The organism is Bradyrhizobium sp. (assembly GCF_016213215.1).
Classification (GTDB): Bacteria; Pseudomonadota; Alphaproteobacteria; order Rhizobiales; family Xanthobacteraceae; genus Bradyrhizobium.
Window position 1 is genome coordinate 40,682 of record NZ_JACRAW010000110.1, and the last position, 12,122, is coordinate 52,803.

Annotated in this window: 11 protein-coding genes; 7 read left to right on the forward strand and 4 right to left on the reverse strand. The window is 64.8% G+C overall.

All coding sequences use genetic code 11. The features are described 5' to 3' along the window. Positions 1-6: 6 nt before the first annotated feature. Together HY852_RS19225 and HY852_RS19230 are read right to left on the reverse strand one after the other, a co-directional pair. A complete protein-coding gene (locus tag HY852_RS19225) occupies positions 7-930 on the reverse strand; it encodes a hypothetical protein (protein ID WP_291606373.1) in 924 nt (307 codons plus the stop codon). Between the two features lie 480 nt (positions 931-1,410). Then, positions 1,411-2,385: an NADPH:quinone oxidoreductase family protein gene (locus HY852_RS19230; protein ID WP_291606374.1), complete on the reverse strand. Its 975-nt coding sequence runs from the start codon at positions 2,383-2,385 to the stop codon at positions 1,411-1,413. A 131-nt stretch (positions 2,386-2,516) separates the two neighbouring features. Here HY852_RS19230 and HY852_RS19235 point away from each other — a divergent pair, with 131 nt between their 5' ends. The 6 genes from HY852_RS19235 to argG all read left to right on the forward strand — a co-directional run bounded on the left by HY852_RS19235 (position 2,517) and on the right by argG (position 8,497). Continuing rightward, positions 2,517-3,356 (forward strand): SDR family oxidoreductase, encoded by an 840-nt coding sequence (locus HY852_RS19235; protein WP_291606375.1) that lies wholly within the window; start codon positions 2,517-2,519, stop codon positions 3,354-3,356. A 172-nt stretch (positions 3,357-3,528) separates the two neighbouring features. Next, positions 3,529-4,188 (forward strand): invasion associated locus B family protein, encoded by a 660-nt coding sequence (locus tag HY852_RS19240; protein ID WP_291606376.1) that lies wholly within the window; start codon positions 3,529-3,531, stop codon positions 4,186-4,188. 199 nt (positions 4,189-4,387) lie between these two features. Further along, on the forward strand, positions 4,388-5,605 hold the full coding sequence (gene rlmN / locus HY852_RS19245; RefSeq protein WP_291606377.1) for a 23S rRNA (adenine(2503)-C(2))-methyltransferase RlmN: 1,218 nt from the start codon (positions 4,388-4,390) through the stop codon (positions 5,603-5,605). Positions 5,606-5,740: 135 nt separating this feature from the next. Beyond that, a complete protein-coding gene (locus HY852_RS19250) occupies positions 5,741-6,235 on the forward strand; it encodes a hypothetical protein (RefSeq protein ID WP_291606387.1) in 495 nt (164 codons plus the stop codon). A gap of 100 nt (positions 6,236-6,335) precedes the next feature. Then, on the forward strand, positions 6,336-7,091 hold the full coding sequence (locus HY852_RS19255) for a phosphatase PAP2 family protein (protein ID WP_291606388.1): 756 nt from the start codon (positions 6,336-6,338) through the stop codon (positions 7,089-7,091). Positions 7,092-7,159: 68 nt separating this feature from the next. Beyond that, positions 7,160-8,497 (forward strand): argininosuccinate synthase, encoded by a 1,338-nt coding sequence (gene argG / locus HY852_RS19260; RefSeq protein ID WP_291606378.1) that lies wholly within the window; start codon positions 7,160-7,162, stop codon positions 8,495-8,497. A 131-nt stretch (positions 8,498-8,628) separates the two neighbouring features. On the opposite strand, the gene HY852_RS19265 is transcribed toward argG, so the two are convergent. Continuing rightward, complete coding sequence (locus tag HY852_RS19265) at positions 8,629-9,249, reverse strand: TetR/AcrR family transcriptional regulator (RefSeq protein ID WP_291606379.1); 621 nt, start codon at positions 9,247-9,249, stop codon at positions 8,629-8,631. A gap of 231 nt (positions 9,250-9,480) precedes the next feature. On the opposite strand from HY852_RS19265, the gene HY852_RS19270 reads away from it, so the two are divergent. Then, entirely contained in the window at positions 9,481-10,437 is a 957-nt protein-coding gene (locus tag HY852_RS19270; protein WP_291606380.1) for a homocysteine S-methyltransferase family protein, read from the forward strand. A 56-nt stretch (positions 10,438-10,493) separates the two neighbouring features. Here the strand turns inward: HY852_RS19270 and HY852_RS19275 are convergent. After that, on the reverse strand, positions 10,494-12,122 hold a 1,629-nt coding region (locus HY852_RS19275; protein ID WP_291606381.1), incomplete at its 5' end, for an OmpA family protein.

Consider the following 12,122-nt stretch of genomic DNA (forward strand, 5'->3'; position numbering starts at 1 on the left):
TAAATACTAGTTTTGAAGTTGAGCCAGGCGCGCTCGCGCCTCATTCGAGCCGAGGCGGGCCGCTTTCTGATACCAGTCCCGCGCGATGGCCGGATCGGGCGTGATGGTGCGGATATCGCGCGTGCCGAGCACGACCGGGTCGTAGGTCTGTGCCAGCAGGAACGCCGCAGTTGGGTCGTGCGAATTCGCGGCGCGTTCAAGTAACAGCCGCGCAGGCGCAATGTCGCCGACCTCGAGCATGCCCTTGGCGCGGTTCATCAGCGCCGAAAGCGTCTCTGGATCGAGGGTCTTTGCCGGTGCCGCAACCGGAGACGGTGCCGCAACCGGAGCCGCTACCGGAGCCGGAGCGGGTACCGCAGCCGCAGCGGGGGCAGCAGGTGCGGGCGCCGCCGGAAGCGGAGCGGCGGCCGGAGCCCGGCTTTGCAGCGCGGATTGGTAGGCTGTCGCGATCGCGTCACGGCTCGGTCCCGCCTGTGACGAAATCTCGTTCGCGTCGGCGCGCACCAGGACGATCGGGTTGGTGACGCGAGCCGGATCCTTGGATGGTATCTTGTGAACGACCGGTTCCGCATGCGGTGGCGCAGTCTGTTCCGCGATGACGTTGCTGATCGACGCTTTCGCATTGGCGATGACCACCCGTGCGTCGTCGGAATAGAAGACCGCTCCCAGGATTGCGACGCCGGAACATGCCAGGAATACGGCCAGAATGCGCTTGGTAAGCTTGCTCCCGCGCTCGGAAGGCATTGAGAACTCCTGCGGATCAGGCTCGCCATCCGGATCGGACAGAAACAGTGGCATGGGATCGTGTGAGGGATAACGCGACGTTTCCGCGTGGGCATAGCCGTAAGAGGTCGAGTGCGGATCCGTCGTGAGTTCCTCGAAAGTTCCGAGAACCGGATTGTGCGATCGGCGCGGTGCCGTATGCTCCATGGTACTGCTCCCCTGTTACGCAACGCCGGAGCAGCCGTTGGGAAGGTTGTTTTGTTTTGCCCAGAAGCGCCCCGCTACTGACCCATGTAAATCGAATTTGAATCAGCCCAAAAAGCGACGGTCGTCGGCGCGAATGGGGAGATATTTGGGTTTGATTTGGGCAAGCAGACGAAATGCACCGCAATTTCAGAAGTCGGCCGGCAGATGAACCGAAGCTGAAACCGTCATGCCCGCGCAGGCGGGTTCCGATATGTTCAAAAAACGGCGAAGCTTGCTCTTAGCCGCAGCAAGCATCGGCGACGGCTTGACTCCATCGTCGCGAGAGCCGCCCGGTTCCACCTTGGTGCGGCCGGATGAAATACTCCCACGACGGAGCAATCCTGAGTATTTCCGCGCACGCGCTCTGGATTTGCTTCTTCGCGCGGAGCCGGTCATCGGGCGGCGTGTTGCGCGACCCGTTGCCTCGCAAAGACATCCTGCTCACGGATGCAGGATCACCTTGCCCATGGCTTTTCGGCCTGCGATCACCTTGAGCGCGTCGGCGGTTTGCGCGAGCGGGAAGGTGCGGTCGACGTGCGAGGAGATCTTGCCTTCCGCCGTCCACTTTACGAGCTTCTCGAGATTGGCGCGGTTCTTGGCGGGATTGAGCCGCGCCCAGTTGCCCCAGAACACGCCGCGGATGTCGCAGCCCTTGAGCAGCGCGAGATTGAGCGGCATCTTCGGAATGTCGCCCGCGGCAAAGCCGATGACGAGAAAGCGTCCTTCCCACGCGATCGAACGCAGCGCGGCTTCCGCGTAATTGCCGCCGACGGGATCGAAGATGATGTCGACGCCCTTGCCGTCGGTCAGCCGGCGCAGCCCCTCCTTGAGGTCTTCCTTGGCGTAATTCAGCGTCAGCTCGGCCCCGTGGGCCTTGGCGAATTCGAGCTTCTCTTCCGAAGAGGCGCAGGCAATCACCTTCAGGCCCATCAGTTTTCCGAGCTCGCAGGCGGCAAGCCCGGTGCCGCCGGCCGCTCCCAGCACGGCAAGGGTTTCGCCCGCCTTGGGGCTCGCGCGATCTTCCAGCGCATGCAGCGCGGTGCCGTAGATGATGAAGATCCCGGCGGCGCGGTCGTAGTCGAGATTGTCGGGAATCTTGACGATCGAGGCCGCCGGCAGCGCGATCTTTTCGCGTGCGCCGTTATGGCCACACGAAGCCGCCACGCGGTCGCCGACCTTAAGATCGGTGACGCCGGCGCCAACGCTCTCGATCACGCCGGCGACTTCCGCCGCCGGTGAAAACGGAAACGGCGGCTTGATCTGGTACTTGCCCTGGATCATCAGGATGTCGAAGAAGTTGAGCGCCGCGGACTTGATCGCGATCACGGCCTCGCCCGGTCCGGCGACGGGGTCAGGCACGTCGGCCAGCACAAGGTCGTCGGGTTGACAGTATTGGGAGCAGAGGATGGCTTTCATGGACACACCTGGCGTTCGACCCGGAAAAGTATAGTTGGCTTGCTTCATGCCGGACCGAGGATGAGGTTTCAACCCTCATGGTGGGGAGGCGCGTGCGTGCCCGGTATCCAAAATATGGAGGGATTCAAACGATGTTTCAAACAGGGCTGTTGAAGAAAAAGCGCATCCTGGTGACGGGTGGCGGTTCCGGGCTGGGGGCGGCGATGGGACGACGTTTCCTCGAGCTCGGCGCCGAGCTCATCATCTGCGGCCGCAAAGTCGACCGGCTGGAAGCAACGGCCAGCGAGATGCACAAGGCGACCGGCGGCAAAGTCACGGCCATAAGCTGCGACGTCCGCGACGGTGCGGCCGTCGAAGCCCTGATGGACGCCATCTGGCGCGATGCACCGCTCGACGTGCTCGTCAACAATGCGGCCGCCACTTTCATCGCACAAACCGAGGATTTGTCGTTTCGCGCAGCGGACGCCATCCTCGCGCCGACGCTGCATGGGGCGATGTACTGCACCATCGCGGCCGGACGGCGGTGGATCGAAGGCGGGCACCACGCGATCGTGCTCTCCATTCTTTCGACCTCCACGATCACCGGCCGCGCCTTCACCGTTCCATCCGCGATGGCGAAGTCGGCGCTGCTGGCCATGACCAAGAGTCTCGCGGTGGAGTGGGGGCCGAAGGGCATCCGCACCGTGGCGATCGCGCCCGGTCCCTTTCCCACCCCCGGCGCGTCGGGACAGCTTCGCCCCGAAGGGCGAGATGAAAACTGGGCTTCGCGCAATCCGCTCGGCCGCACCGGTGCGCACGACGAGCTGGCCGATCTCGCAAGTTTTCTGGTTTCCGACCGCGCCGGCTACATCAATGGCGAGATGGTGGTGGTGGATGGCGGTGCGCATCTGCGCAGCTCCGGCGCCGAGGACCTGCTGCAATGGTCGGATGCGCAATGGGAGAAGCATCGCGCTTCGCGCGCCAGGGCTTAGCGTGCGAAAGGTTGCGCCGATTCGAAACACTCCGGTCAATTGCCACGCACTAGCGCGTTCAGCCGCCCACGGCAGCCATCTTTCCAAACCAGGGATTGCGGGCTATCCCTCTGTGGGGACAAACTGATTCAAGCCATCTTCCAGTCACAATATTGAGGGAACCACTCCAGCCATGCGGCGGGTGCTGATAGCTTTCTTGGCTGGTGGACTGGTGTGCGGGGCGGCGGGCTTCGCGCAGGCGCAGACTGCGCCGAAGGCGGCCAAGTCCGAGAATGCCAAGTCCGAAAACAAGAGCGAAAACAAGCCCGATAACAAACCCGCAAAATCGGCGGCCAAGCCGGCCGCGAAGCCATTGACGCCTCCGGGAACGGTTGCGGGGGGTGCCGAGCCGACCCTGATCGGCCAGTTCGGGACTTGGGGTGCCTATGCCGCCTCGCCGAACGGCAAGCGGGTGTGCTTTGCCCTGGCCAAGCCCTCATCCTCGAAAACAAACCCGCCGAATCGCCCGCGCGATCCGGCCTATGCCTTTGTCTCGACCCGGCCGGCGGAGAAGGTCGCCAACGAAGTCTCGGTCATGATCGGCTACATGCTGAAGCCGGGTTCCGAATCGACCCTGGAGGTCGGCGGTGCGTCGTTCGCGATGTATACCCAGGGTGACGGGCTCTGGATCAAGAACGCCGCCGAGGAAGAACGGATGGTCGACGCGATGCGCCGCTCGAGCGACCTCGTCGTCAAGGGCATTTCGGCCAAAGGGACCGAGACGACCGACACTTTCTCGCTGAAGGGCTTGTCCCAGGCGCTCGACAGGATCGCGCAGGACTGCAGGCGGTAAGGCGCTTTTGGGCCGATTTGACGTTGTTCGGCGGCTCTGGAACGCCTATCTGATGGCTGTTTCCCCTCATGGTGAGGAGGCGCTTCATGCGCCGTCTCGAGCCATGAGGCCGAGCTGCCCTATCCGGGCTTCATCCTTCGAGACGCTCGCTTCGCGAGCTCCTCAGGATGAGGTCGAGAATTTTCCAAGACAACAGACCATGACCGTCGAATTGATCGAAACCACTTCCCCTGCCGGGCTTGTCTTGGAAAAGACCCCGCTCGAGACCTATGTCGCGCCGGCAAAACCGTCGCTGATCGGTCTGTCGCGCGCTGAGCTCGCCGAGCGGCTGGGCTGGATCGGCGTGCCGCCGGCGCAGCGCAAAATGCGCGTCCAGCAATTGTGGCACTGGATCTATTTCCGTGGCGCCACGAACTTCGACGAGATGACCTCGATCTCGAAAGAGACCCGCGCCGAGCTTCAACAGCACTTCACGGTCGATCGTCCCGAAGTTGTCGCCGAGCAGATTTCCAGCGACGGCACCCGGAAATGGCTGCTGCGGCTGCCGAGCGGCGACAAGATCGAACGGCCGCACGAGATCGAGTGCGTCTATATCCCCGAGACCGACCGCGGCACGCTTTGCGTCTCCTCCCAGGTCGGCTGCACGCTGAACTGCGCGTTCTGCCACACCGGCACCCAGCGCCTGGTGCGCAATCTCACCGCCGGCGAGATCGTCGGTCAGGTGATGGTCGCCCGCGACCGCCTCAACGATTGGGCCGACCGAGACACGCCCGGCGGCGGCCGGCTCGTCACCAACATCGTGATGATGGGCATGGGCGAGCCGCTCTACAATTTCGACGCGGTGCGTGACGCGCTGTTGATCGTGGCCGACAATGAAGGCATCGGCATTTCGCGCCGGCGCATCACGCTGTCGACCTCGGGCGTGGTGCCGAACATCGTTCGGGCCGGCGACGAGATCGGCGTGATGCTGGCGATCTCGCTGCACGCGGTGCGCGATGAACTGCGCAACGAGCTCGTGCCGCTCAACCGCAAATACCCGATCGCCGAGTTGCTGCAGGCCTGCCGCGATTACCCGGGCGCCTCGAACGCGCGGCGCATCACCTTCGAATATGTGATGATCAAGGGCGTCAACGATTCGCTCGACGACGCCAAGCTGCTGGTGAAGCTGCTCAAGGGCATTCCGGCTAAGATCAACCTGATCCCGTTCAATCCCTGGCCGGGCACGGCCTACGAGTGCTCGGAGTGGGACCAGATCGAGCAATTCTCCGAATACATCTTCAATGCCGGCTATTCCTCGCCGGTGCGTACGCCGCGCGGCCGCGACATTCTCGCCGCCTGCGGTCAGCTCAAGTCGGAAACCGAGAAGTTGTCCGCCCGCGAGCGCCAGGCGCTGCGTGCCATGGCGATGACGGACTAGGCGGATTGTGTGAATGTCCATTGAACCTCGTCATTGCGAGGAGCGCAGCGACGAAGCTATCCAGCCTGCTTCGCCGGCGGGATTTCTGGATTGCATCGCTCCGCTCGCAATGACGGCAACGTCGGCTCTTCCCGCATGGCACTGATCGGCCGCCTCTTCGTGATCCTGATCGGCTTCATCGCCGCGTGTCTTGTGGCGGGAATGATCGTTGTCGGCGCGGTGCTGTTTCCGGAATTCAGCGATCTCGGCGCCGGACCGGTCGATGAGGGCGTCTTCGAAATCCTGCTCGGCTTCGGCTTCATCTTCGTCTCGGGCTTTGCGCTGTTGCCGGCAATGGTGATCGTCGCGATCACCGAGGCGTTCTACATCCGCGGCGCGCTGGCTTATGCGGTGGGCGGCGGGCTGGTCGGCCTCGCCTGCTATCTCGGCCTCGTGCCGTTCGATCCCGACACGCTGCAGTTTACGGGCATCGTCCGGCGGCACCTCGAGATCATGACCGGCGCCGGCATCGTCGCAGGTGTCATCTACTGGATGATCGCGGGCCGCAATGCCGGGGCCTGGCGCAAGCCGTCGCCGCCGCCCAAGCCGCCACCGCCGCTGCCGTCGCGTTCGCGATCCGACGCGATGTGATGCTTTCTTTATCACTCACCCTCCAGGGCCCCTCCAGGGGAGGATGGGCAGCGTGCCTAATCCCTTTCCATCCCCGCCTGCCTCGGTTAAACCGCGCGCCATGAACCGGACCGGACTATTCATCGCCCTGTCGCTGTTTGCCGCGATCGCGCTGGTATTCGGCATTTATCCCGAACTCGATCTCAAGCTGGCGGCGTTGTTCTTCGATCCGCAGACGAAGAGCTTTCCGCTCAAGCTCAACCCCGTTGCGCGGGTGGCGCGCGATGCCGCGATGTGGATCGCGTGGGCGTTCGCGCTGCCGTCGATCGGGGCGCTTCTGATCAAACTGACCTGGCCGGACCGGCCTCTCCTGGTGTCGGGGCGCGCGATCATTTTCCTGGTCGCCACCCTCGCACTGTCCGCCGGCGTGCTCACCAACTTCACCTTCAAGACCTATTGGGGCCGGCCGCGCCCGGTGGTGGTCACCGAGTTTGGCGGCGAGCTGAAATTCATGCCGTGGTGGGATCCGCGCGGCGGCTGCGGGCGCAACTGTTCTTTCTTCTCGGGCGAAGGCGCGACAGCGTTCTGGACGCTGGCGCCGGCCGCGCTGGCGCCACCGACCTGGCGGCCGCTCGCCTATGCCGCGGCGACGGTGTTCGGCGCGGCCACCAGCCTGTTGCGTATGGCTTTCGGCGGCCACTTCTTCACCGACGTGGCGATCGCGGGCATCGTTACCTTCCTGGTGATCTGGCTCGCCCACGGCTTCATCTACCGCTGGCGCCGGACCATTTTGTCGGATGAGGCGATCGACGCCGCGCTGACCCGGCTGGCCTGGCCGGCATACCGCTTAAGGCAGCGCTGGCGCCAGCCGGGGTAATCCGATCCCAGCGAACTGCCACCCTTGTGCTAAAACGACATCAGCTATCTCGACCGATTGGAAGCTCCATGAGTACGATTCTGAAAAGCCTGCCCAAAGGGGAAAAAGTCGGCATCGCTTTCTCGGGCGGTCTCGACACCAGCGCGGCGCTCCTGTGGATGAAGCAAAAAGGCGCCCGCGTCTTTGCCTATACCGCCAACCTCGGCCAACCTGACGAGGCCGACTACAACGAGATTCCGCGCAAGGCCATGGACTTCGGCTCTGAAAAAGCCAGACTCGTGGATTGCCGCACCCAATTGGTTCACGAAGGTATTGCCGCCATCCAAACTGGTGCCTTCCACATCAGCACCGGCGGCACCACGTACTTCAACACCACACCCCTCGGTCGCGCTGTGACGGGCACGATGCTGGTGGCGGCCATGAAGGAGGACGGCGTCAACATCTGGGGTGACGGCTCCACCTTCAAAGGCAACGATATCGAGCGGTTCTATCGCTATGGCCTGCTGACCAATCCGAACTTGCGGATCTACAAGCCCTGGCTCGACCAGCAGTTCATCGACGAGCTGGGCGGCCGCGCCGAAATGTCGGCGTTCCTGACCGCCAGTGGATTCGACTACAAGATGAGTGCCGAAAAGGCCTATTCGACCGACAGCAATATCCTCGGTGCAACCCACGAGGCCAAGGATCTTGAGCGCCTGGACAGCAGCATCATAATCGTCAATCCCATCATGGGCGTGCCGTTTTGGCGCGACGACTGTATCGTTAAGGCCGAAAAGGTCACTGTGCGGTTTGCGGAGGGCCAGCCCGTCGCGCTGAACGGCCAGACGTTCGCCGATCCGGTTGCGCTGTTCCTTGAGGCCAATGCCATCGGCGGTCGACATGGCCTCGGCATGAGCGACCAGATCGAGAACCGGATCATCGAGGCAAAGAGCCGCGGCATTTACGAAGCCCCCGGCATGGCGCTGCTCCACATCGCCTACGAACGCCTGATCACTGGCATCCACAACGAAGACACCATCGAGCAATACCGGATTGGCGGCCTGCGCCTTGGCCGATTGCTCTACCAGGGGCGGTGGTTCGATTCTCAAGCCCTCATGCTGCGCGAAACCTCCCAGCGTTGGGTGGCTCGCGCGGTCACCGGCGAGGTGACGCTCGAGCTGCGCCGGGGCAACGACTACTCGATCCTGAACACCGAGAGTCCCAACCTGACTTATCAGCCGGAGCGGCTGAGCATGGAGAAGGTGGGCGATGCGGCGTTCACGCCAGCGGACCGTATCGGCCAGCTGACAATGCGCAACCTCGATATCGCCGATACCCGCGCGAAGCTGAATCTCTACGCAGAGACAGGCTTGCTGTCGACCGGGGAGGGCTCCCAGATCTTCAGGCTCGATAGCGACAAGAGCTGAACCGCGCCGGCGCGCCCTTGACAATGGCCGGGATCGCTCCCGGCCATTTGCATTTGGCGCCGATCGCCCGCCGCGACGCGCTGCGCCTGCGCACGCTCGGCCAGCGCAACAGGAAGCTCGGACTGTAGGCGTCAGGACAACGCGGCCGGAGCGAACAGGAGCTTCACGTAGTTCCGGAACAGCAATATCTGCCGTTCCAGGCGCCTCGGGTCGTTCAGCGTCTTCGACATGATGATGCCGCCGTCGACGACGCAGGACAGCATGTCGGCGAGATCGTCGAGATCGATTGCCTCGCGAGGCGGATACGCGGCGGCGATGCCTTCAAGGATCTTGCAGAACCGCGCGTTCCAGCCCCGCACAGATTGCGCGGTGAGGTCGCGCACCTCGCGATCGAACAGCCGTTCCTGATAGCAGATGCTGGCGATCAGGCAGCCGGGATGGCCGTTCGGCAGGTCGGCCATCACCTCGGCGAGCAGCTTCAACGAGATCAGGAACGCCTGCAACGGATCGTCGGAAAGCTGACGTCCGCGCGCGAAGACGTCGTCGAACAGGCGATCATTGGTCTCGACGTAGCGGCGCAGCATTTCCCGCGCCAGCGCATTCTTGTCCCTGAAGTGATAGAAGAAGCCGCTCTTGGTCAGGCCAGCCTCGGCGATCACCTCCTCGATCGAGGTTGCGCCGAAACCCTTGGCGAGCACGGCCGCTTCCGCGATTTCGAGAATTCGCTCGCGCGTTGCTTCGCCCTTCCCCATTCGACGCCTCCAAGAACTGTACCGGCGGTGCGGATTCGGTCGCGGGCACCGCACCGCGCGCCCGCACGTTTCGCGCAAGTATCTGATTTGTATCTGTTTGCAGCCCCAGGTTCAGCCCTACCACGAGCCGCCTAGAACGCCGCGACATTATGCGGCACCAACGGCGGCAAATCGGAGATGGCGTGGCGAGACATACGAAAGCGCTGCTCCCCGCAATGGACGGAGTTGGAAATGGCCAGATACAGACGCGACCTGCCGCAACGCCGGGGCGGCATCTTCCTGACCGACGGCGGCATGGAAACCACGCTGATCTTCCACAAGGGATTGGAACTGCCCCACTTCGCAGCGTTCGTGCTGCTCGACAGCGCGGACGGCCGGCAGCACCTCAAGCAATATTACGAAGCCTATCTCGGCATCGCGCGGCGGCATGGGCTCGGCTTTGTGCTCGACAGCCCGACCTGGCGCGCCAACCCCGATTGGGGAGCCAGGCTCGGCTATGATTCGGCCGCGCTCAAGGCGATCAATGTCCGTTCCATTCGCTTTCTCGAGGAATTGCGAGGCGCGTGGGAAGCGCCGAACCGGCCATGCGTGATCAGCGGGGCGATCGGTCCGCGCGGCGACGGCTACAAGGCCGGCAACATGGATGCGGCGGAGGCGGAAGCCTATCACGCAGCACAGATCTCGGCCTTCGCCGAAGCGGGAGCCGACATGGTGACGGCGTTTACGCTGACGAGCATCAATGAGGCGACCGGCATCGTGCGCGCAGCCAGGGCGCACGATGTTCCCGTGGCCATTTCGTTCACGGTCGAAACCGATGGCCGACTCGTGAGGGGAGAGCCCTTGCGGCAAGCCATCGAAACCGTGGACGGCGCAACGCAGGGCGCTTGCGAATATTTCCTGATCAACTGCGCTCATCCGACCCATTTCGAGGGCGCGCTCCAGGCAGGCGAGGCATGGGTCAAGCGCATTCGCGGCGTCAGAGCCAACGCGTCGGTCAAGAGCCACGCGGAACTCGACGAATCCGAAGTGCTGGATTGCGGCGATCCTGACGACCTCGGCCGCCGCTATCTCGATCTCAGACGCTCGTTTCCCGACATGAGCATTCTCGGTGGCTGTTGCGGAACGGATCACCGGCATGTCGCGGCGGTTTGCGAGGCCTGTATGCCGCCGCAGGCGCTTAGCGCCTGACGAAGAAAATGGCCGGGATCGCTCCCGGCCATTTGCATTCGTGCCGATCGCTCGCGTCAGCGCGGCGGCGCGATGCCGGGCGGAGGCGGCGGCAGCGACGCCTGTCCGCCGTTGAGCAGCGGCGTGATGCGGCGGACGGTGACGCGCCGGTTGAAGCGGCTCGGGCCCGAAGTCTGTTCCTTCAGATATTGCGAGCCATAACCCTGCGAGGTCAGGTTCTCCGCGGGTACGCCGAACTGCTGCGTGAGCAGCGTGGCGGCCGATTCCGCGCGGCGGTCCGACAGCGACAGGTTGTCGGTGTCGTTGCCGGTCGCATCGGTGTGGCCTTCGATCAGGAACACCTCGCGCGGGTTGCGCTGGATCGCGCGGTTCAGCCCGTCGGCGATCACCTGCAGCTTCTCTGCCTGGTCGGGGGTGATCTCCCACGACCCTAAATCGAAGTTGATGGTGTTGAGGTCGATGCTCGGCATCAACATGCGCACGTTTGGGCTGTAGCGGATCTCGTCGAGCGAGTAGCGGCGCTCGACGCGGTCCACCGGCGGAGCCTGCATGGTCTCGTAGATCAGCTCCGGCGAGGCCTCGTCCGACTCCACGATGTAGCGGTTCGCGGGGATGCGGACCATCGGCGGCGGCAGGTCGACATAGTAGCCGCCGACCGCGCGCGGATCGCGATAGCTGTTGTCGATGATGATGATCTCGCGGCCCATCGGGTCGCGTCGGATCCGGCGCATCAATTGGCCGTCCTGACCGACGACGGTGATGATCTCGCTGCCGTCGGGACGAATCACGACGGTGCGGGTCTCGCCGCCGACCCGCTGGGTGCGGATGTCACGCGCACCGTAGCGGAAGCGCTCGAGCTCGTTGTGCCGCACGATCCCCATCCCCGAAGGGTCGCGGATGATGACCCGGCCGGGCTCGGTGATGATGGTGCGGCCGTCCTGCACGACTTCCCGCCGCTCGTTGCGGAAGGCGTCCATGCGCGTCGGTCCCTGCGGCGCGGCTCCCTGCGGCACCGGCGTCAATGCCTGTGTCGGGGCCGGTGGGGGCGGCGGCAGCGGGGCCGCGACGGTCGGCGCCGGGGGACGCGTCACGGGTGCGCCGGCCGGCGGAGCACCGGCCGGTCCGGCTGCCGGCACGCGGCTCGGCGCTCCCCCATTCGCTGGCGACGGAGGCGGAGACGTGGCGCCTTGCCGGTCGGGAGGCGGCGCCATGCTTCCACCCGCTGGTGGAGGAGCACCTGGGGTCGGCGAGGGAGCAGCGGTCGGCGCTGGCGCGGGTGCCGGACCGGCGCGGCCCGGAGGCGGCGGTGGGGTGGGCGTCGGCGCCGGGGTGGGCGGGACGCGCGTGGCCGGGCCCGCCGCAGGCGGCGGGGGTGCTGCCGGAGTTGGTAGCGCCTGCGGCTGTGGTGCCGCGGCAGGTGGCGGCGGCGGACGGGTTGGCGTCGGCGACGGTGCGACGCGCCCCGGCGTTGTCGCAGCCGGAGGCGGCGGCGGAGGAGGCGGTGTCGCCGCGCGAGGGGGCGGCGGTGTCCGCTCCTGCGTCTGCGGCGCCGCCGCGGGTGGCGGTGGCGCCTTCGGAGTCGCCGCGGGTGGCGGCGGCGGCGGCGGAGGTGGCGCCTGACGCGTGCTTGGCGGAGGAGGAGGTGGTGGTGCCGGCCGAGTGGCAGCCGGCGGTGGCGGCGGCGC

Coding starts and splice junctions, on each gene's coding strand:
- HY852_RS19225 (WP_291606373.1), bottom strand. CDS start 930: ATGGAGCATACGGCACCGCGCCGATCGCACAATCCGGTTCTCGGAACT.
- HY852_RS19230 (WP_291606374.1), bottom strand. CDS start 2,385: ATGAAAGCCATCCTCTGCTCCCAATACTGTCAACCCGACGACCTTGTG.
- HY852_RS19235 (WP_291606375.1), top strand. CDS start 2,517: ATGTTTCAAACAGGGCTGTTGAAGAAAAAGCGCATCCTGGTGACGGGT.
- HY852_RS19240 (WP_291606376.1), top strand. CDS start 3,529: ATGCGGCGGGTGCTGATAGCTTTCTTGGCTGGTGGACTGGTGTGCGGG.
- rlmN (WP_291606377.1), top strand. CDS start 4,388: ATGACCGTCGAATTGATCGAAACCACTTCCCCTGCCGGGCTTGTCTTG.
- HY852_RS19250 (WP_291606387.1), top strand. CDS start 5,741: ATGGCACTGATCGGCCGCCTCTTCGTGATCCTGATCGGCTTCATCGCC.
- HY852_RS19255 (WP_291606388.1), top strand. CDS start 6,336: ATGAACCGGACCGGACTATTCATCGCCCTGTCGCTGTTTGCCGCGATC.
- argG (WP_291606378.1), top strand. CDS start 7,160: ATGAGTACGATTCTGAAAAGCCTGCCCAAAGGGGAAAAAGTCGGCATC.
- HY852_RS19265 (WP_291606379.1), bottom strand. CDS start 9,249: ATGGGGAAGGGCGAAGCAACGCGCGAGCGAATTCTCGAAATCGCGGAA.
- HY852_RS19270 (WP_291606380.1), top strand. CDS start 9,481: ATGGCCAGATACAGACGCGACCTGCCGCAACGCCGGGGCGGCATCTTC.